Annotated in this window: 15 protein-coding genes; 11 read left to right on the forward strand and 4 right to left on the reverse strand. The window is 65.7% G+C overall.

Translation table 11 applies throughout. The features are described from left to right. Positions 1-21: 21 nt before the first annotated feature. Positions 22-786 carry a sensor histidine kinase gene (locus NRP21_RS26180; RefSeq protein ID WP_257719190.1) on the reverse strand — a complete coding sequence of 255 codons (765 nt, stop codon included), beginning with the start codon at positions 784-786 and terminating at the stop codon, positions 22-24. A gap of 65 nt (positions 787-851) precedes the next feature. Further along, complete coding sequence (locus NRP21_RS26185) at positions 852-1,460, reverse strand: helix-turn-helix domain-containing protein (RefSeq protein ID WP_257719191.1); 609 nt, start codon at positions 1,458-1,460, stop codon at positions 852-854. 302 nt (positions 1,461-1,762) lie between these two features. Here NRP21_RS26185 and NRP21_RS26190 point away from each other — a divergent pair, with 302 nt between their 5' ends. From NRP21_RS26190 to NRP21_RS26210, 5 genes are all read left to right on the forward strand, one after another. Beyond that, the gene (locus NRP21_RS26190; RefSeq protein ID WP_257719192.1) at positions 1,763-2,215 is read left to right on the forward strand and encodes a (2Fe-2S)-binding protein; all 453 of its coding nucleotides are present in this window, start codon (positions 1,763-1,765) and stop codon (positions 2,213-2,215) included. A 22-nt stretch (positions 2,216-2,237) separates the two neighbouring features. After that, on the forward strand, positions 2,238-4,436 hold the full coding sequence (locus NRP21_RS26195; RefSeq protein WP_257719193.1) for a xanthine dehydrogenase family protein molybdopterin-binding subunit: 2,199 nt from the start codon (positions 2,238-2,240) through the stop codon (positions 4,434-4,436). Next, entirely contained in the window at positions 4,436-4,801 is a 366-nt protein-coding gene (locus NRP21_RS26200; RefSeq protein WP_257719194.1) for a c-type cytochrome, read from the forward strand. Before NRP21_RS26195 ends, NRP21_RS26200 begins: the two co-directional genes overlap by 1 nt. A gap of 82 nt (positions 4,802-4,883) precedes the next feature. After that, positions 4,884-5,756, forward strand: a complete 873-nt coding sequence (locus tag NRP21_RS26205; protein WP_257719195.1) for an alpha/beta fold hydrolase — start codon at positions 4,884-4,886, stop codon at positions 5,754-5,756. 149 nt (positions 5,757-5,905) lie between these two features. Beyond that, a complete protein-coding gene (locus tag NRP21_RS26210) occupies positions 5,906-6,664 on the forward strand; it encodes an SDR family oxidoreductase (protein WP_257719196.1) in 759 nt (252 codons plus the stop codon). 246 nt (positions 6,665-6,910) lie between these two features. On the opposite strand, the gene NRP21_RS26215 is transcribed toward NRP21_RS26210, so the two are convergent. Both NRP21_RS26215 and NRP21_RS26220 read right to left on the reverse strand, forming a co-directional pair. After that, entirely contained in the window at positions 6,911-7,789 is an 879-nt protein-coding gene (locus NRP21_RS26215) for an alpha/beta fold hydrolase (protein ID WP_257719197.1), read from the reverse strand. Between the two features lie 265 nt (positions 7,790-8,054). Further along, entirely contained in the window at positions 8,055-9,413 is a 1,359-nt protein-coding gene (locus NRP21_RS26220; protein ID WP_257719198.1) for an LLM class flavin-dependent oxidoreductase, read from the reverse strand. 276 nt (positions 9,414-9,689) lie between these two features. On the opposite strand from NRP21_RS26220, the gene NRP21_RS26225 reads away from it, so the two are divergent. The 6 genes from NRP21_RS26225 (at position 9,690) to NRP21_RS26250 (ending at position 21,174) form a co-directional block, all read left to right on the forward strand. Continuing rightward, positions 9,690-10,667, forward strand: a complete 978-nt coding sequence (locus tag NRP21_RS26225; RefSeq protein WP_257719199.1) for a Bug family tripartite tricarboxylate transporter substrate binding protein — start codon at positions 9,690-9,692, stop codon at positions 10,665-10,667. 664 nt (positions 10,668-11,331) lie between these two features. Continuing rightward, positions 11,332-11,787, forward strand: a complete 456-nt coding sequence (locus tag NRP21_RS28130; RefSeq protein WP_408639671.1) for a PfkB family carbohydrate kinase — start codon at positions 11,332-11,334, stop codon at positions 11,785-11,787. Positions 11,788-12,026: 239 nt separating this feature from the next. Further along, positions 12,027-12,914: a hypothetical protein gene (locus NRP21_RS26235; RefSeq protein WP_257719200.1), complete on the forward strand. Its 888-nt coding sequence runs from the start codon at positions 12,027-12,029 to the stop codon at positions 12,912-12,914. 42 nt (positions 12,915-12,956) lie between these two features. Further along, complete coding sequence (locus NRP21_RS26240) at positions 12,957-14,192, forward strand: tetratricopeptide repeat protein (protein ID WP_257719201.1); 1,236 nt, start codon at positions 12,957-12,959, stop codon at positions 14,190-14,192. Between the two features lie 145 nt (positions 14,193-14,337). Then, positions 14,338-19,209: a glycosyltransferase family protein gene (locus NRP21_RS26245; protein WP_257719202.1), complete on the forward strand. Its 4,872-nt coding sequence runs from the start codon at positions 14,338-14,340 to the stop codon at positions 19,207-19,209. Between the two features lie 150 nt (positions 19,210-19,359). Next, positions 19,360-21,174: an FkbM family methyltransferase gene (locus tag NRP21_RS26250; protein ID WP_257719203.1), complete on the forward strand. Its 1,815-nt coding sequence runs from the start codon at positions 19,360-19,362 to the stop codon at positions 21,172-21,174. Positions 21,175-21,253: the final 79 nt, after the last annotated feature.

Genomic DNA, 21,253 nt, shown 5'->3' on the forward strand with positions numbered 1-21,253 from the left:
CCGCCACGGGCATGGCAGCCCCTAGTCCAGCGGCCGGCAGGGCAGCGCCACCGTCACCGTGGTGCCCTGGCCCGGAGCGCTGCGGAACCAGGCATCCCCCCCATTCCTCCGCGCGAACTCCCGCACGGCGAAGAGGCCTATTCCCGACCCACCGGCACCCTTCGTCGTGAAGTAGCGCTCGAAGGCCTTCTCCTGCACAACTTCCGGCATACCGCACCCTTCGTCCACGACAGAAATGACGGCCACGTTCTCGGTCGGCCAGGAGGGCGAGGGGGCGGGCACGACCTCGCTGCGGAGCGTCAGGGTGCCCGTGCCGGACATGGCATCTCGCGCGTTCGCGGCGAGGTTCAGCAGCCCCTGCTCCAGCTCGTGCGGGCAGCACTCCACCACCAGAGGTTCCTCGTGCAGCTCCTGCCGCAGCCCGATCCGGGTGCCGAGGATCCAGCGCAGCATGGGCACGGAGCCGCGCAGCGCCGCGCCGAGCTCGAAGCGCGTGGCCGTGCCCCCGCTGGCCGTACCGTAGGAGAGCAGGCGGCGCGAGAGGAAGGCGGCGCGCTGGGCGGCCGAGAGGCCCTGGGCGAAGAGGTCCTTCACGTCCTGCGCCGGCACCGGGTCCAGCTGGCCCTCGATCACGCGGAGCGCGCTGACGACCACCTGGAGGAGGTTGTTGAAGTCGTGCACCGCCGCGGCCGTCATCTCGCCCAGCGCGGCCAGGCGCTGCAGGTCGCCGTGCAGCACGTCCCGTTCCCGCCCCTGCGCGGCACGGGGCATGGATGACTCGATCAACGGAACCTCCTGTATCGGCCGGTCGGAGTAGGAGGGTGGCAGGGCGAGGACCCACATGGCCTGCCCTAGCCCACCGCCAGCGCGGCGTTCCCGTCCAGGATCCCGCGGGACGGCGTGCTGCCGCGCCCGACCTGCGCGCGCCGGCGCCACGCGGAAGGCGTCATCCCCGCGTGGCGGCGGAAGAGGCGGGAAAGATGCGCCTGGTCCGACAGCCCGCAGGCCACCGCGATCTGCGCCAGCGGCTCGTCGGTGTCCTGCATCAGCGCTTTCGCGCGGGCGATGCGCCGCTCCATGACGTAGGCGTGCGGCGAGCAGCCGAAGGAGGCGCTGAAGGCACGGGAGAAGAAGCTGCGGCTCAACCGCGCCGCGGCGGCCATGTCGATCACGGAGAGGCTCTCATGCACCCGCTCCTCCACCAGGTCGCGCACGCGCTTTTGCTGCCACGGCGCCAGCCCCGCGCAGCCGCGGCGCGGCGTGGGAAGCGGCCGCGGCTCCGGCTCGGTGCGCAGCATGGCCGAGACCATGGCGTTGGCCCGCATCAGCACGGATTGCAGCGTCCGCGCATCGGCGGCGGCGTGGCCCTCCGGCGCGTCCAGCAGCGCGGCCAGCCGCTCGATATGGCTGGCGGGGATGAGGTGACCGGCGGCGGCCGGGTTGGCGAAGCTCGTCTGCATGGGGTGCGGCCCTTTCCTGTCCGGGCCCGCCCCTTGCCGTCCTCGGCGCGGTGCGTCCCGTGCCAGCCTCATGCCCTCGGCGCCGCGGGGGGCGTGAGTAAAGCGGTGTTAAAACTCCCGCCCCCCGTTTTTGCACCCGCCTTTTCGGCCCGCCCCGGGCGGGAAAGCGTCCGCGCGTTGAAGGAAGCGAAAACGACAAGTCCGCCAGGGGGAACGGGGCCTAGGGTCCGGGCCCTGTCGCCGCTTCCCGCCAGCGCGCCACGCACGGCGCAGGACGCCGAAGCACCACCCCAGGAGGCCGCATGATCGAGCTGACCATCAACGGCACGACCCGCCAAATCGATGTCGAGGGCGATACGCCCCTCCTCTGGGTGCTGCGCGACACGCTCGGCATGACCGGCACGAAGTACGGCTGCGGCATCGCCCAGTGCGGCGCCTGCTCCGTGCTGCTGGACGGGCAGGCCACGCGCTCCTGCGTCACCCCCGTGGAGAGCGCGGTGGGGGCGCAGATCACCACCATCGAGGCGATCGAGACGCTGCCAGTGGGCAAGAAGGTCGTGGCGGCCTGGGTGGGCGGGGAGGTGCCGCAATGCGGCTACTGCCAGTCCGGCCAGGTGATCGCCGCCACCGCGCTGCTGCAGCAGACGCCGAAGCCGACGGATGAGGACATCGCCGCCGCGATGACGAACCTTTGCCGCTGCGGCACCTACAACAACATCGCGGACGCCGTCCGCCACGCCGCCTCGGCGGCCTGAGGAGGGGACGAGGATGGACGGCATGATCCCACCTTTCGCGCGCGCGGCTGCGGGCCCGCGCCTCTCCCGGCGCGGCCTCGGCGCGGCGCTCGGAGCCCTGGTCCTCGGGGCCTCGCTGCCCCGGAGGATGGCCCATGCGGAGGGTGCCGCCCCGCCGCCCCCGGGCACGCGCGTCAGCGCCTTCCTGGAGATCCACCCGGACGGGCGCTTCCGCCTGCTCTCCCCCTTCGTGGAGGGCGGGCAGGGTATCGCCACTACCATGGCGCAGATCATGGGGGAGGAACTGGACGTCGATCCCGCCCGCTTCGAGGTGGAGTGCGCGCCGCCCGGGCTCGACTACGCGGTGGTGGACGGGATGCGGATGACGGGCGGCTCCTCCTCCACCCGATCCTCCTACGCGATCATGCGCCGGCTGGGGGCGACCGCGCGGGACATGCTGCTGCGCGCTGCCGCCACGCGCTGGAAGGTGCGGCCGGAGCAGTTGGTGACCGAGAACGGGCAGGTGCTGCACCGGCAGAGCGGCCGCCGCCTGACCTACGCCGCCCTGGCCGGCGAGGCGATGGCGCTGCCCCCGGCCGAGACCGTGCGGCTGCGCGACCCCAGGACCTTCCGCTACATCGGCAAGCCCTTCGCCCGGCTGGACATGCGGGACAAGTCCACGGGCCGCGCCGCCTACAGCATCGACACGCGCGTGGACGGCATGCTGCAGGCCGCCGTGCAGCACGCGCCGCGCATCGGCGCGGAGGCGGGCGACTTCCTGAACGAGGCGGAGGTGCGCGCCATGCCCGGCGTCCACTCCATCCACCGGCTCAAGGACGCGGTGGCGGTGGTCGCCGACAGCTGGTGGCGCGCCCGCCGCGCGGTGGAGACGCTGAAGGTGGATTGGAAGCCCGGTCAGGGCGGGCTGCCCGAGGACTTCTCCTCCGCCGGCATGCTGGCCGCGCTGAAGGCGGAGCGCGGCACGGGCGCCGTGGCGGAGGAGAAGGGCGACACGGAGGCGGCGCTGCGCGGCGCGGCGAAGGTGATCGAGGCGGAGTACGACGCGCCCTACCTCTCCCATGCCCAGTTGGAGCCGCCCTCTGCCCTCGCGCGCTTCAACGCGGACGGCACGCTGGACCTCTGGCTGCCGAACCAGATGCCGGAGCTGTTCCAGGGAGCGGCGGCGCAGGTGGCGGGGCTGAAGCCGGAGGAGGTGCGGCTGCACTCCCCCATGCTGGGCGGCTTCTTCGGCCGCCACTTCCTCTACGACTTCGCCAATCCCTTCCAGCAGGCCATCCAGCTCGCCCAGGCGGTGCAGCGCCCGGTGAAGGTCATTTGGAGCCGCGAGGAGGAGTTCGCGCGCGACGCGGTGCGCCCCATGGGCTTCACACGCTTCAGGGCGGGGCTGGACGCGAACGGCATGCCCGTGGGCCTGCAGGCGGCGGTCGTCGGGGAAGGGCCGATCGGCCGCTACTTCGGCGCGGCCATGGGCAACCCGCCCGTCGATCCCTCCATGGTCGAGGGCATCGTGGAGCGCCCCTACGCCATCCCCAACAGGCGCATCGACTGCGTGAGGCACCCGCAACCCGCGGTGATCGCCTTCTGGCGCTCCGTCGGCCACTCCATGAACGAGTTCTTCTACGAATCCTTCCTGGACGAGATCGCGGCGGCCGGGGGCAAGGATCCCTTCGCGCTGCGGATGGAACTGCTGAAGGACAGCCCGCGCCAGCGCGACCTGCTGCGGGCCGTGGGCGACCTCTCCGGCGGCTGGAAGCGCGGCCCATACGAGGCGGAAGGCGGCAAGCGCGCGCGCGGCGTCGCCCTGGCCAGCGCCTTCAACACGGAGGTGGCGACGATCGCCGAGGTCTCCATCGCGGAGGGCGAGGTGCAGGTCCACGAGGTCTGGGTTGCCATCGACCCGGGCTCCATCGTGAACCCGGCCATCATCACGAACCAGGTGCAGTCGGCCGTGGCGCTCGGCCTTTCCTCCTCCCTGCTGGAGGAGGTGGTCTACGAGAAGGGCGCCCCGCAGGCCCGCAACTTCGACGCCTACCCCATCCTGAACCGCACCCGCATGCCGCGCGTGAGGGTGCGGATCATCGAGAGCGGCGCGCCCATGGGAGGAATCGGCGAGCCCGGCCTGCCGGGCGTGCCGCCCGCCGTCGCCAACGCGGTCGCGGCCCTCACCGGCCAGCGCGTCCGCAGCCTTCCCTTCTCCAAGACCCGCTTCGGAGCCGTTTGATGCGCCCACTCCTCCTGGCACTGGCTCTCGTCGCGCTGTCGGCGCCGGCCTTCGCCGCCGATGCCGACAAGGGCAAGACCCTGTTCCAGCGGCAATGCGCCGTCTGCCACCAGGTGGCGCAGCCCCGCAACGGCGTGGGGCCGCATCTGCAGGGGGTGGTGGGGCGGGCCGCCGCCTCCGTGCAGGGCTTCAGCTACTCGCCCGCGCTGAAGGGCGCCGGCCTCGATTGGACCCCGGAGCAGCTGGACGCCTACCTCGCCAACCCCACGGGCAAGGTGCCGGGCACCCGGATGGCGGTGCGCGTGGCGAACGAGTCCGACCGGGCCGACATCGTCGCTTTCCTGCAGGGCAGCGCCGCGCCCTGACGATCCCGGCTCCAGCCGGTCCCGCCGCCATCGGCCGGCGACGACGCCCGTGACGCCGGCGCGGGCCAACAAGGGAGAAAGCATGCCCCGCCGCAACAGAGCGGACAGGCCGGGAGCCGTTTCCGCCGTCAACCGGCGCGTGGAGGCCGGCGGACGGCAACTCGCCTACCGCTCCATCGGGGAGGGCACGCCCCTGCTGCTCTGCAGCCGCTTCCGCGGCACGATGGACAGCTGGGATCCGGCCTTCCTCGACGCGCTGGCGGGCCACGGAATCCGGGTGATCGTCTTCGACCCTAGCGGCATCGGCCTCTCGACCGGAGAGCGCAGCTACAACCCGCTGGAGATGGTGGAGGACCTGCGCGACCTGGCCGGGGCGCTGGAGCTCGGCCAGGTCGCGGTGGGTGGCTGGTCGCTCGGCGGCATGGTCGCCCAGGCTGCGCTGGCCCGCATTCCCGGCCTGCTCAGCCACGTGGTGCTGATCGGCACCGCCCCGCCGGGCCCGTGCGCGCGCCCAGCGGAGCAGCTCTACTACGACATCGCCACCATGCCCCGGTGCAGCCTGGAGGACGAGGCGGTCCTGTTCTTCGGGGGCCGGTCCGGGAAGGGCCTGGACGCGGCACGGCGATCGGCCGAGCGGATGGCGCTGCGCGAGGCCGGCCGCAGCGCCGAGGTCCCCTGGGAATGGGCGGCCGCACAGCTCGGTGACGCGCCGCGCCAGCCCCTGTTTCCATCGGACGCGGTCCTGGCGGCGCTCCGCAATACCAGAATCCCGGTTTTGCATATCGGCGGCGGTAACGACATCGGCCACCCCGTGGAGAACTGGTACGCGCTGAGCCGGCAACTGCCGACGCTGCAGGTCATCACCTTCCCCACCACCGGCAACGCGCCGCACCACCACTACCCTGAATCCGTGGCCGCCCACCTTGCTGTGTTCCTGCGCGGCGGGGGTGGGTAGCGCAGCCCCAGGGCGCTGCCGCGAGGCGAATCCTCCACGACACGCCGCGCCAAGCCGTGCTTCCCGAGCTGTCGCACGCTGAGCCCGCGGCGCGCCACCGCGTGATGGCGCCGGCCGCCTGAACCCGACATGATCCGAGGAGTGACACCATGAGGTTGACCGGCAATACCATCTTCATCACCGGCGCGACGTCCGGCATCGGGCGCGGCCTGGCCGAGGCTTTCCACCGGCTCGGCAACAAGGTGATCGTTGCGGGCCGGCGTCTTCCGCTGCTGCAGGAGGTGACCGCCGCCAATCCCGGCATGGCCGGGATGGAGCTGGACATCACCGACCCGGACAGCATCCAGGCCGTCGCGGACCGGCTGGCAGTGGAGTTCCCGGCGCTGAACGTGCTGGTCAACAACGCCGGCATCATGCCCTTCGACAACCCGGCCGGGCCGATCGATGACGCCGTGAGCCAGAAGGTCCTGGAGACGAACCTGCTGGGTCCGATCCGCATGACCTCCGCCCTGATCGAGGGACTGAAGCGGCAGCCGCGCGCCACCATCATCAACAACACCTCCGTGCTCGCGTACCTGCCGCTGGCGGGAAATGCGGTCTACTCGGCCAGCAAGGCGGCCCTGCACAGCTACACCCTATCCCAGCGCTTCATGCTGCGGGGCACCTCCGTGACGGTGCAGGAGATCGCGCCGCCCTGGGTGAACACCGATCTCATCGGCAAGAGCGACGACCCGCGCGCCATGCCGCTCGACGCCTTCATCGCGGAGACCATGCAGAAGCTGGCCGGCGACGAGGAAGAGATCGTGGTCGATGCCGTCCGGGCGATCCGCGACAACCCTGGTGCCGGCGAGCACAGGCTCGTCAACGAGTTCAACGCCGCCATGCTCGAGAAGCCGATCCCGGCCTGACGTCCGTTCCCATACCGGCTCGCGCAATTCGAGGGGGCGTGGCGGCCTTGGTCGCCACGCCCCCGTCGCCTTCTGCCCCGACGCGGATCAGCTCGCTTCCCGCGCCGGGCGCATGGGATTCCGAGCACCGGCGGGCGTCGCTGCCGCGGTGCTCGCAGGTTCAGGCACCTTGCCGAGGTCGCGCAGTGCCTTGTGGCAAAACTCCGGATTCCTCCCGGTTCGATGTAGCCGCTTCGGACGGACCGCCTAGGCCGCTGCCCGAACGGTGCGGATGAAGGTGCCGATATAGGCGGCCGCCGCCTCCGGGTACTGATGGTGGGGCGCGTGCCCGGCCCGTGGGTAGGTGAGCAGTTGCAACGTGGGGAGCTGGCTGTTCAGCGCGTACCAGTTCTCCACCGGAAAGGCGATGTCATGGTCCGCGCCGATGTGCAGGACCGGGACCTTCGTCGCCTTCAGCGCCGCCAGCACGGCGTCGGCAGGAAAGGGCGGGTTGCGCGGCCTGTCCCCGAGCTGGGCGGCCGCCCATTCGCCTGGCACCTCGGGGCTGCGGCCTTCCTGCCGGACGGAGAGGCGCTTCGCCGAGCGTTCCGCCGCGGCGCGGCTCTCGGCCGATGCCGGCTCGAAGAAGAGAATGGTGTCCTTGTCCAGCGAACTGCCGGGAATGCGCGCCGTGTCGATGAACAGCTGCTCCGGAAGCTTCACCACGGGGCCGGGCGGCGTGGTGCCGATGAGCACGGCGTGGGAGACGAGGTCGGGCCGCGTGGCCAGCAGCACCTGCGCCACGATGCCGCCCAGCGACCGGCCGCCGAGCACCACGCGCCCGAGGCCGAGCGCCCCGATCAGTGCCGCCGTGTCCTTGGCCAGGACGGCCGGGTTGTAGGTGCGCTCGCCGGCCGAGAGGCCGAGACCGGCGTAGTCGAAGGTGATGACGCGCAGTCCCTCGGCCACCAGCCCGTCGAGGAAGGCCGGATCCCAGGTGTCCATGGTTCCGCGGAAGCGCGTGCAGAGTACCAGCGGGGTGCCCTTACCGATGGAGCGGAAGGCAAGGCGACGCCCCTCTAGTTCCACGAACTGGTTCGGCGCCAGTGCAGCCGATTTTTGCAGCCGGTCGGCATTGCTATCCATCTTGATCTCCTGCGAGCGGAAGGCGACCGAAGGTCGCTTCGGAACTGCCCGTGCCGTCGCAGGGATGCTTGTCTGGCTGTGCCGCTTCCCCAGAAGCCCGCGCTGTTTGCCGGGCTGCTGGCGAGGATCTGCTTGCTGGCTCTCGGCTTTCCCACGGCAGAACACTTCGGGTGTTCCTGCCCAGTGGTTTCGCTTGCCCGGGCAGGGCCGATCCTGGGCGGGATTCTGGCCGGGCCGGATGATGGTGCCGGCCTGGCGGGCTCGCCTACTCGGCCGCGCGGGCCTGCGCGAAGCGGTTCTCCGGCCGGGGCAGGCCGAGGTGCTCGCGCAGGGTTGTGCCCTCATAGGCCTCGCGGAACAGGCCGCGCTCCCGAAGGATGGGCACGACGAGGTCCACGAAGGCGTCGAACTGGGTCGGGAAGAAGGGGGGCATGATATTGAAGCCGTCCGCCGCGCCGCCGGTGAACCATTCCTCCAGCGCGTCGGCGATCTGCACGGGCGTGCCCCAGACGATGCGGTGCCCGCGCGCGCCGGCGACGAGGTAGTAGAGGTCGCGCAGGGTCAGCCCCTCGCGGCGCGCAAGGTCGGTGAGGAGCTTGGCGCGGGAGCGGAGCTGGTCGGATTGCGGGAGGTCCGGCAGCGGCTCGTCGAGCGGGTAGCCGGACACGTCGTGGCCGAGGCGGTCGGAGAGGAGGGCCAGGGCGGCGGCGGGATCGATCCAGCCCTGGAGCTGGGCATAGAGGGCGCGCGCCTCCTCCTCCGTGCGGCCGATGACGGGGCAGACGCCGGGCATGATGTGCAGGTGGTCGGGGTTGCGGCCGTGGCGGACCATGCGGTCCTTCACGCCGCGGTAGAACGCCTGCCCCTCCTCCAGCGTCTGCTGCGCGGTGAAGACCACGTCGGCGGTGCGGGCGGCGAGCTCCTGGCCGGGCTCCGAGGAGCCGGCCTGGATCACGATCGGATGGCCTTGCGGCGGGCGGGAGACGTTGAGCGGCCCCTTCACCGAGAAGTAGCGGCCCTTGTGGTTCAGCGTGTGGAGCCTGGAGGGCTCGATGTAGCGGTTGTTCGCCTTGTCCTTGATGACGGCATTGTCCTCGAAGCTATCCCAGAGGCCGCGCACGACATCGAGGTACTCCTCGGCGATGGCGTAGCGTTCGTCATGCGCCGGGTGCTCGCCGCGGGTGAAGTTGGCGGCGGAGCGGGCATAGGAGGTGGTCACCGCATTCCAGGCCGCACGCCCGCCGCTGACATGGTCCAGCGAGGCGAAGACGCGCGCGGTATGGAAGGGCTCACCATAGGTGGTGGAAGCGGTGGCGGCGAGGCCAATGCGCGACGTCACCATTGCGAGCGAGGCGAGGAGCGTCAGCGGCTCCAGCCGCGCGATGGTGGAAGGGTGGGCCTCGGCGCTCGTGGTCAGGCCGTCCGCCAGGAAGAAGAGGTCGAAGGTGCCGCGCTCCGCCGTGCGGGCGACGTGCTGGATGAGGGGCAGATTCTCGCCGCCGGCCTGCGCGTCCGGGTGGCGCCAGCCCGCCACGTGGTGGCCCGCCATTTGCGCGAAGAGGCCGAGGCTCATCCGGCGCCCACGGGGCGCACCCTTCCTGCCGGCGCTGGGTTCGGTCGCCATGGCCATTCCTGTTCTCCGTGATCGCGGCGCGCCCTGGCGAGAGACACCCGGGACGAAGGAGCGTCAAGGCGCGCGGCGAGAGATGCCGGCCCCCTCCGATTCCGGCCGCGGGGCGGCGCACGCGACGGCTATCCTACGACGCCGCCCGGCGATGGAGGATTCATCCTTCCACATGCCCTTCCTTTGGTCAGCCATTCCATTTCGGGTACCCGGCGGGCCCCGTAGATTTCGGGCCGTGCAGATAACGGCCGCTCCGGGCCGGGAAGGGCGAGGCGGATGGTCGGCGGGACGAGGCTCATCACGGGACGGCGCGGGTTGGCGGCGTCGGTGCTGGCCGGCCTTACATCCGGCGGGGCGCGCGCGGATGAGGACTGGCCGCAGCGCCCGCTGCGCGTCGTGATCCCCTGGCCGCCCGGCGGGCAGGTGGACCGCTACGGGCGCCCGCTGGCGGACGCGCTGAGCCGCATCCTCGGCCAGCCCATCGTTATCGAGAACAAGGGCGGCGCGGGCGGGCTGATCGGCGCGGAGCAGGTCAGCCGCGCCCGGCCGGACGGCTACACCCTGCTGCTGGCCAACAACACCGCCATCGTCGGCAGCGTCGCCAACAACCCGGGCAATGCGCGCTTCGACACGTTGAAGGACTTCACGCCCATCGGGATCGTGCAGGAGAGCCCCGGCCTGTTCGTGGCCCACCCCTCCCTCGGGGCTGCCAACTTCGACGAGTTCGTCGCCATCGCCCGCAAGAGCCCGCATCCCATCCCCTTTGCTTCCTCCGGCCAGGGGGCGGCGGCCTCCATGGCGGCGGAGGCCATGCGTCGGCGTTACGGGCTGGAGTTCTTGGAGGTCGTCTATCAGGGCGGCGGGCCACGGATGGGTGCGCTGCTGTCGGGTGAGGTGAAGTTCACCATGTTCGACATCAATCTCGTGCGCGAGCACCTGGCGAGCGGGGCGGTCCGGGCCCTGATCGGAACAGGCCCGGCGCGCTTCGAGGAATTGCCGGAGGTCCCGAGCTTCGGCGACATTGGACTGACGGAGTTCGACTTCCGGAACTGGCAGGCGCTCCTCGCCCCCGCGGGCGTGCCCGGGCCGGTTCTCGAGCGCCTTCGCGGGGCCCTGGCTGAGGCCGCCCGCTCCCCCGCCTTCCTCCAGGTGGCGCAGGACGGCGGCACTGCCATTTTCCAGACCGGTGCCGAGGCCGAGGCGCGGATCGCGCGCGGGTTCCGGGACATTCGGGAGCTGCAGCGGAAGAACTGAGGGGAGCGGCCCGGGCGGACGGGACATTCGCATTCCCGGACCCGCACCGATCCAAGTCCGCTCCGTGGTCGGCGGCGCAGGCCCGCGACGATCCGCGTTCGCCGGGCAAGAATGCAGACGCTCAACTGCCGGAAAACTTACGCCCGTCGTCGTGACGGCCGCCGAGTTGGGAGCCTCCACTTTACGCTGAATGGTAACAACGCTGGAAAGCCGACTGTCCGAACAGTCGCGACAGACATTGACGCGCCTCTCGCACTTTACAAAGCAGGAAGTTCCGTGTGGAGATTGCACTTCCTTGTTTTGCATTTTTTCGTTTTCGGCTCTCTTACTTTGGTGGCGACATCTAAATGGGGAATTATTTCGAATACGAGCATTTCTTGACCTCGTCAGATTACCGGTCTTGTCAAGAGAATTCTGCCTGAATTCCGAAAGGCGGCAGCGCAAGACATGCAAGGCATGTGGGCTGTTCAGGATGGTGGGGTCCGATCCAGTCAGCTTTCAGTGGATCGCTTCAGAGTAGACGCTTTTCCGTTAGAGCATTATATCCGGCGCACCATCACGCTGCCGTGAGCTGGTGTTTGGCGGGCGTTGCGGCAGCCTTGGCGGTCGGCCGGGGCTTCTCTCGTCCGTGGGTGTCCGGAGCGCGTGGGTGAAGGGGCATCGCATGATCGACTTCGACGGCCAACGCGTCCTGTGCCTCGGCGACGTGATGCTGGACCGCTTCTACTACGGCCAGATCGACCGCCTCTCGCCGGAGGCGCCGGTTCCGGTGGTGCGGATGAAGGAGAACCGGGCGATGCTCGGCGGCGCCGGCAACGTGGCCCGCAACATCGCCTCACTCGGCGGCGAGGCCGTGCTGATGGGCATCGTCGGCGATGACGCCGCAGGGCGGGAGCTGGCCGCGCTGGTCGAGGCCACGCCCGGCATGGTGGACGCCAAGCGCGACGACGCCGCTTTCTACGCCGGCGCCTCCGCCCTCACCCCAACACCCAATCTGCCCGTTTGGCACCGCCGCAAGCGCCCCCGCGGCATAATCCTCGACCCGCTCTCCCCTTTGCCGGTGCAGGAGGAGGCAATCTTCACCATCGGTGATTGCGAGGCGGATATGTATGCTGGCTAGGCCGCGGCAGTTCCGGAATATGTGCTTCTTCCGGACGATCTAGCTGACGGCATCAGCAACTTTACCGCGTAGGCTTGGCGGTGGTTGCACTTGCACATTCCAGTGCTTGGTAAGTCTGGTTCAAAGGAGCAGGTTCCATTATCATTCTCCGCCGTCGTTTCTTGTCGCAAGGAGCCCTGCTCCTTGCTGGAGCAGGGCTCGCCGACAGAGCGGATGCACTTAGCGTCAGCTATTCGAACGTGGATTCTCTGACCTGGGATTTGATCCTGCGTAGTTCCTCCGCTCAAGCGTCTCCGACGCGGGAATGGGTGGAGATTGGACATGCGCGATCCGTACCGCGTTACATCCTGGCCGCCGTCATATTGAACCGGAACGATTTGGCGGCCCATGTCTTCGAGCAACTGGATCTCGTATTCCAAAATCGAGACGAACAAGACGGCTTCCCCTACCGGCAGAATGGCAGGTTCAACGAGCGACAGCGGGAGTTGGCTCGCTTGCTATCTGTCGCCTTCTTCATGGTGGAGCTGCTCCAGGCGCTGCACGCCGCTCGAGCCCTGCCTCGTCGTGATGGGTGGGCAGAGCGCCTTCAGCCCTATGTGGACCGGATGAGGCCGGAAGCTGGCATGGTAGTTCAGAAGCTCGACGACATCATGGTGGATAATCTACGTGCGGCCAATCGCCTGATGCTGCTTCTGCGCTTCGCCACTCTCGCTGAGGCGACTTATCAAGTCTCGTTAGAAAGCCCACGGGATGTCTATATCCGCGGCGCTGTTTCACTCATGACGAATGACGGCTACTTTCTGGAGAATGGCGGTGGTGATGTAAGCTACCAGGGAGCGGGGCTGTTATCCGCGCTGCTACTTCTGCTTGTTCGCCGCATTGAAGTAGTTGAAACAGTTACCCGCAAAGGCCTTGGCTGGCTTGAAGCACGGATCTCATCAGAGGGTCATTTGCAGATGGAAGGCAGCACCCGCACAGCCGGTCAGGACAGGCTTGCTGATGGGATGATCAAGCCGCCCAACATCCGCGAGATCGCGTCAGCCCTCTCGCTTGGCGCGACACTGATGAATGACCCATTGATGCAGCGGAAAGCTATGGCTGCGTGGTCCAGATATGCGGTGCGATAAGTCCGTTATGGCGGCACCGGCGAACGGGCGAGGAGCACTATTGTGACCATCTCTCAAATTTCAAGCCCGACTATTATAGCAGAGGTGGAGGATATTAGGGCAATCTTCTTGCCGGGTAAAGGTGACACGCTGTACGTTACTTTTTCGGAAATGTCGACGCGATTTTCTGCAAATCGCTTCTGGGGTGATAATCTTTTTCTCCAACATGGCCTGGCGGCATTGGGAATCGTTGCTAACGGACCAAATTGGTTTCCGCAAAACACAATGCTCAGAATGTTGGAAGCGGTTAGCCATAAGCTTCATGGTGGTGCGCATAGGCGAATTGTGACCTACGGCTTCAGCATGGGGGCTTATGCTGCACTAAAATATGGATCGAGGTTAGGCGCCGAAGTATGCGTGGCATTCTGCCCACAGATTTCCATCAACCCCGCAGAAGTCTCAAGTTTCGACAAGAGATTTTCCAGTCACTTCGACGCGGTGCGACATCAAGGGATGCGTATTTGCGCAGGCGACTTGGCAAGGAATAACTACATAATTTTTGACCCTCATCTGAGACAAGATGCGTCGCATGCTCGCCAGATATCTGCCTTGGGGAATACCACGTCTATACTGAGCCCGCTGAGCGGGCATCATTCCATCAGGATGATTAGCGGCACCGGCATAGCATTGCCATTTCTACAAACATTTGTCGGCGATGAGAAACGACCGGCCCTCGTCGCGCGCCGCATCCTACGGGAGGGCCGTCGGCGTTGGGACGGCTACTGGATGATGGTTGCGGATCATTTGGCTAAACGGGGATTGACGCGGGCATCTGTCAGCGCATCCAGAAAAGCCGCTGAGATCGCGCCTCACAATACTGATTGCTGGTTAACGCTCGCTGCCAGCTTGTTACACGCCAAAGAATTCGAGGAGGCGAAGGCGCTGGTAGCACGCCTCGAATCGCACCAAAAATACAGCAACAATCGTTGGTTCAACATAGCGCTTGCCTATCGTAGCGCTAGCATGCCTTCGGATGCAGCCCATGCTTTCCACCTTGAGTTAAGACGGCGGCCCAGGGACGTTAAGCTATTAACGCATTGCCTCTCCTCGATGCTGGATGCCAACCTTCACCAGAATAATGCTGAAAGGTTCGACGCTCTCACCAAGCAGCTGCTAGAGAACGACCTTAAGGAGCCAAATCATTGGGTGGCGGTTAGCAAACTGCTTCGCAAGGCAGGCCGAGTGCAATTCTCTGCCCAGGCTTTGGAAAAGGCCGCCGTAGCAATCGACCTTCCTTAAAATAGATTTTATGTTGCTCAACACCGAAAATTCATCACGCGTGCAAACACATTGGGCAGCATCAAGGTCCGATGCCCACCCGCGTGGTTGTCGTTTCCTGACGACAGCTCTGCGCAGACCCATTCCGTAGGCCGGGGATATTAGAATGCAGAATTTGAAGATCCTGCTGTGCGGCGGGCGGCGCCTCTCCGATGCGGTCTGGGCCATCAATCGCGGATTCGAGGCGTTGGGCTGCGAGACCCGCCATATCCCCACACGTCGTGCCGGAACGAAATACGAGCCGATCGAGAATATAGAAGCGACATTCGCAGACGTTGTGCAGGACTGGAAGCCTGATGTCCTTCTATGGGTGATGTGTAAGTTTGACTGCCCACCCGGCCTTATTGCCATGCTGCGAAAACTAAGGCCGGAAATGCGAACGGTGTTCCATAGCTTCGATGATCCACAGCAAATTGATGCCACCGGTACACCCTGGGCAGATGAGTACGAGTACGCCATCACCTGTTGCGTCGGCTCGATCGCCTGGTACGAGCAGAAGGGTATTCGTGCCATATGCCTCTATCCGCCCGCGGACCGTGAACTGCATGGCGGAGCCGAGCCGGCGAAGGAGCATATGTGCGACTTCTCCTTCGCTGCCACCAACGTGTATGCTCGCCAGCTGTATCCGAAGGTGCTGGTGGAGCGGGTTGATGTGGCCCGCATCGCGCACACACATGGCAAGCTACATTTGTACGGCCCTTGGGAAGGCACCCGCTCCACCTGGGGCAGCCCCGTGTTCGGAGCACCGGAATTAATTGAATGCGCCAAGGGCCGCAGGCCCTGGGAGGAGATGCCGAGGATCTATAAATCCTCTGCCATCAACATCAACAGTCACAACAGGCCCGAAGCCTACCAATACTTCAACGAGCGGGTTATCCATTCAGTTGCTTCAGGCGGCTTTATGTTGGTGGACCGGGTTGCGGGGCTTGAAGAAGTTTTCAAGCCTGGTGTGCATCTCGACACTTGGGAGACGCTGGAGGAGTTTGAGGACAAGCTTCAATACTGGCTGAAGCATCCAGAGCGGCGGGAGAAGGTAGCTCGTAGCGGGCAGCAGTTCATGCTCGAGCATTTTGACAGTGTTGCCCATAACCACAAACTGCTAGACTTCCTCGGCCTCGCGGACCGCGCTTCCGCTCCTGTCCCAGCCGCTCCAACTCCACCAACTGCTCCAGGCAAGAAGGTCGATGTTAGCGCCGACCCGCGTAGTCTGCTCAAATCGGCGGAAGCGGCCGCAAAGGCCGGGAAGCAGGAAGAAGCGGAAGCCATCGTCGGCCTGGTCAGGAGATCCAGCCTAGGGCCGCTGGAGCAAGCCCTCGGCGTCGCCCGCCTCCGCATGACAGGAAGGCAATTCGACGCTGCGAAGCGTGAAAGCTTGGCAGCTTTGAAGATGGCGGAACAGGCACGGCTGGAAAGCCTACGCCTGCTTGGCGCCGCCTGCACCGAACGGCGCGAGCACAAGGATGCGGCCCTTTATCTCCGCCTCGCTTACGAGCAGACCCGGCACGCGGGGGACGCCCAGAAGCTAGGTGCCGCCCTGGTGCGCGCCGGGGAAAGCGAGGCGGCGCTTCCGCTCTTGCAAGAGGCGCTGAGGGCAGGCCCAGCGAACGCCACGACCTATCACCACCTTGGCAATGCTTATTCCCACCTGCGCCGGTATGATGAAGCCATTGCTGCCTACCAGAATGCGCTGAAGCTGGACCCGCTTCGCACGGATTGCATACGGGAAACGGGATTGGCGTTTTTCCGAAGTGGTCGCTACGCTGAGTCCCTGCCATTCTCCGAGCGCATGCTGTTGCTCGATCCGAAGAAGGTCCGCAGCTATCTAGAACTAGCACGGGCGCAGGCAGCTGCTGGTAACCCTGAGGCCGCCGAGACTTGCCTGCGAAAGGGGGTGGAGGTCTGCGGCAGCGATCCAGACCTCAACATGGAACTCGGCCGGCTGAGTGCGCGGAAAGGCGATCGCCTTGCCGCGTTGGACCTGTTCAGGCAGGTCCTTGCCGCGCAGCCAGACAATCACAAGGCCGCCCTGGAGGTGATCCGGCAGGCGCTGAGCGCACGACAATTCGGGTTGGCGAAGGAAGTCGCCGATGCTCTTATCCTACGGCATCCCGACAATCCCGAAACGCTGTTCGAGTTCGGCCGTGTCTGCCTTGATACGGCTCAGCCTGACCGCGCCCGCGAAGCCTTCCAGGCCGCGCTCGCTGGCAAGCCAGAGCTGCATCAGGCTCACTACCGTCTCGCCCAGATCTCCCTTCGGGAGAACAATGTCGCCGCGGCCGTGGGATCGATGGACCACGCCATCGCGCTGGACCCTCAGCGTGTCAGCTACCGCATCGATCGCGCACGACTGCATCTCGCCCTGAACCACTTCGCGGCAGCTCGGGCGGATGCAGAAGCCGCCCTGGCGGTGGAGCCGAAGAACCCCAAGGCAGCGCAGATCGTCTCGCTCGTCCGCGACATGGCGGATGAGCAGCCGGTGGTCCGTATCGCCGCAGCCTTCCACGCCGAACCCGGCGATCTGCCAGGGCTCGCAGCCACCCTCGCCACCATTCCCGCTCCGCACGAGGCCTGGGTGTCCCCACTCGGCGATGACACGGCGGCTGCACCGGGCCTACGCCTTCTGCCCACCGGGCGGGATCTGCTGGAACCCGCCCTGGCGGAGGCTTCGGACGCGGATTGGATGCTGGTCGCCCCCGCCGCTTCCGCCCCGGCCGTCGCCGCCCGCCTGGCGGACCCCGCGCTGGAGGGGGCGCTGCGCTCGGTGGAGCGCATCTATGGACGAGCGGTCTTCACCGATGCCGCTGGCCTGCCGGTCCTTACCCTCCTGCGGCGCGAGCTGCTGAACCTCTTCGGTGATATGGCTGAAATCGAGCGCCGCCCCGTGCGCGCGCTGGTGGAGGAGCACGAGGAGGTGCTCCGCACCGTCACTCTTGCCCCGGATGGCGCGTTGCATCGCCTGCCCGCACCGAAGGGCCTGCAGGACGGGCATCGCGAAGGCGTTTTCCTCATCTCCCGCCATGGGTTCGAGCTTTATGGCGGCGGCGAGCAGTTCCTGCGCGGCATGGCCGGCATCTACCGCGGGGAGGGCTTCGAGCCGACCATCATTGGCATGCGCAACGACACACCGGGCGTGGTGGAAGGGGAGGAGAACGGCCAGCGCTTCGCTCAGCTCCGCCCGCTGCCGGGCGATATCTTCGCCTATACGCTGCGCAAGCGCCCGCGCCTGGTGCAGGTCCTCAGCGGCCTCGGCTACGAGGTCCTGACGCCACTAAAGTATCTGCATGTCGGCACCGTCTATGGCACCCATTACTGGCGCGACATGTTCGAGGAGATCGGCGGCTACCTCAACATCGACCAGACCGCCGTGCCCAAGCGCGAGTTCAACGCCATCCTGCAGCAGGCCACGGTCGTCTACTCTAACTCCCATTACACGGCGGAGATGAAGCGCAAGCATTTCGGCGTCAACACACCGCTGGTCTACTCGCTCACGGCCGATGCGGAGGTACCGCCGGTCACGGGGGGGGAGTACGCGCTGCTCGTGAATGCGCGGCCGGAGAAAGGCTTCGACCTGATCCTCGAAGTGGCGAAGCGCGTCCCTCACATCCCGTTCCTGGTGCTCGCCAGCCAGAGCCCGGTGGCCCAGGCCGAGGAGGCAGCCTCGCGCGCGGGCGTGACGAACATCACTGTCACCGGCAAGGTGTCCGACATGAGGGAGGCCTATGCTCGCGCCAAGGTGGTGCTGGTACCGAGCTATGCCTTCATCGAGACCTTCTCGCGCGTTGTGATCGAGGCGCACCGGCTGGGCCTGCCTGTGGTCGGCTCGGATCGCGGGAACGTTCCCTACTTGCTGGCGGAGGCTGGCACTGCCCTCCCGGAGGATGCGGAGGCATGGGCGGCGGAGCTGGATCGCCTTTTCACCGACCCTGCCTACTATGGCCAACGGGTGCGGCTCGCGCTCGAGAACTCGGAGCGCTACGCCTTCGCAGGCCAACCCGAGCGCATCCGGCGCATTGTGGACTTCAGTGCGAAGCGGATCCTGGTGGCCGTGGGCGCCGGACTGGGCAACATCGTCCAGACCTCTCCCCTGATCCGGCGTCTGGCTGAGCATTACGGCCGGCCCGTGGACGTGGTGGTGAAGGAGGACTTCAAGGGCTGCAGCGTGCTCGTTGCCGGCGCGCCCTGGGTCAATATGGTCTTCCCGCTGGACCGCAACGTGGTGCGGCGGGAATACGACCTCGTCTATGTCACCCATTCCTTCGGCGACATTATCCCATCCTTCAATGCCAACACGGTCATCGCCGCACGGCGTCACTTTGTCTTCCAGATGACGAAGGACATGCACGAGGCGGAGTTCAATCTCTTCTGCGCGGAGAAGCTGCTCGGCGTTCCCTTTGAGAAGGCGGATGCCGCGAAGTACTTCGTCGCCGATGCCCACCGGGCCACCATCCCGAACGGCCTTATCGGCATCCATTCCGGCGGCAAGGGTGGAGAGTGGGAGGAGGGAAGCTGGCTCAACAAGCGCTGGCCCTACTACAAGGATCTCGTGAAAGCCTTGCAGGTGCAGGGCTATAAGGTCGCGTCCTTCGGCGTGGGCTCTGAGTATGTGGAAGGCACGATCGACCTGACAGGGACGCCCCTTATGGAGTCTGTCCGCAACATCGCTGCCTGCTCCTACTTCATCGGCAACGATAGCGGGCTGATGCACATCGCGGACGGGCTGGGCGTACCACTGACGACGATCTTCGGCCCGACTTCTGTCGTGAAGAATGGCCCGCTGGCACCGACCAGCTCCGTCATCGAGCTCAAGAAAGATTGCGCCCCCTGCCAATTCGACGAGCGGTTCGCGACCTGTACCTGTATCGCAGCTGTGGGGTTAGGTCCCGTGCTGGAGCATGTGCTCCGCCACATGGCCAGGGCAGCCGGGCCGGCGGGAGAGCGCGCCTATACCGAGTTAGAAACCTTGCCTCTGCCTGTTTGATAAACATCGACCGCTGACTGCTCTGTCGCTGATGAAGTCGAGTTGCGAAGGGTTCGATCCCACAACACGTCCGTGCAGTGTTGGGGGCGACCCTTCACCCCGAAAGCCGCGCCTTTCACATTTCTCTTAAGTTCTCTTTTGGAGGCCAAGATGACTATTTATCCGGAGGGGCGCGCCAATAAGGAGGTTCATGTCGGCCCTGACGGCGAACTGTTCTTAGCCACCAACAACATACTTGAAATCGCGTTCGGGGAGGTGGCACCCCAGGAGCGCTATTTGGATGTTTTCAAGAGAAACATAGAGGCGAGGAGAGACTTCTGCACGGCTTTCGGGATCCGTTATCTCCATGTCGTCTCCCCGGACAAGCACAATGTTTACCGTCACAGCTTCGGAGATCGAATAAAGTTCTGCCTTGCGAATTTTTTCGGCGAAAGAACCCAAGTTGATTTCCTGTACCCCGCCGATCATTTAAGAAGTTTTCTGCCGAAGCGCGTTTACAAGCGCAATGACACTCATTGGACCAGTTTTGGGACGGCGCAGGTTTGCGCGCTCATGGCTAAACAAGTCGGATTGCCGGCTGAGCAGGTCGGCTTGGGGCTGGATGAAATGCTGGCCTCAATCCGCCCTGAAACTGTGGAGGAAGTTGGCGACCTCGCGTCGAAGATGACGGTACAGGAAGTCGAGCACATTCCCGTGGTGAACAGGGCGTGGGAAAGCCTCACACTCACGAACAACCTACAAGCGGGAAATGACGGAGCGGTTGTCCTGGTCCTCAGCAGGCATGCCCGCAGCCGCGGGCGCCTCATCATCTTCGGCGATTCATTTCTCAGAGACAGCCTCGATTTTCTTAGTGTCTATTTCCGTGAAGTGTTTTTTTGCCGGAGCAGGTTTCTCCACAAGGAGATCGTGGCCCAAGCACAACCGGACTATGTCATCACCGAAAATGCCGAGCGCTATCTCGGTTACGTCCAGCCGGATTCTGAGGCGCCGCCCTGCTTCATGATCGCTCCTCTTTTGGCGCGAGAGGTGGACTACAGCGTGGAAACGGCCGCCGCTTTGTCGAGCTTTCTCAATCCAGATTGCAAGCGCTTCAAAAATATTCTGCAGGAAAAGACGGGCTGGACGGCTTACGACGCGCAGGCAGGCGATGAAAACCACAAAAATATCGAAAGCCTGCCCGAGAAGATGCGGCTTTTTCGCTCCCTTCAGGAAAGCGGAAAACTTCGCGCAGTACTGAGCGCACTCGATCGCCAGGAGCCTGCATCACCTCTTGCCAGCAAACTGCACGACCTGCTCGGAGAGGCCGAGCCCGATCTTGATCCGGCGGAGAGCACGATCATCGCGGGCCTGGTCGATCAGGGAAAGGTTTGCTTCGATGTCGGCGCTGGCAGCGGAGCGTACAGCATTCTTCTCGGGCAGCGCGTCGGAGTTGAAGGTCAAGTATATGCCTTCGAGCCCGCGCCTCTCAACCGGGCCTATCTGCAACGGCGAATCAGCGACTTGAGGCTCAGCCAGATCACAGTCGAGCCGCTTCTAATTTCTAACCGGATGAGGGCGCTAACAGCACCCGGAATCGATGTGCCAGGGCAGGCCGCCGGAGTGCCTAGCGCATCTGATATCCAAGAGATGACGCTGGATCACTATGTCACCCAAACGAAGATGGCGAGAATCGATCTCGTCCGGCTCGGGGCCGGAACTCAAGCGGGAAGCGTGCTGCAAGGGTCGTTCAATCTCATTGCGAAGCACCGGCCTTACATCATCATGCAGGTAGCCTATGAAGCAGGTGCTGATCCCAAACAGCTTGAGAGATCACTGAACCTGCTCCGCATGGCCGGCTACACGCTTTGCGCGATCCGCTCCAAGCCGTGGCCGCACGTGAAGCTGTTCCCCAAACCCGATTACGGCCAGCCTTTCCGCACCACACTCTTCTGCTATCACGGCCCTCGCAACGACGCGCATTCGTGAGGAGCGGCGGAGCGCGAAGCTCTTCCGGAGCAGGTAGGCATTCAGCTGGATGTCGAATACGTGTAGGACTGCTCGCGAC

The sequence above is a fragment of the Roseomonas populi genome (assembly GCF_024594815.1).
In the GTDB taxonomy this organism is placed as follows: Bacteria; Pseudomonadota; Alphaproteobacteria; order Acetobacterales; family Acetobacteraceae; genus Roseomonas; species Roseomonas populi.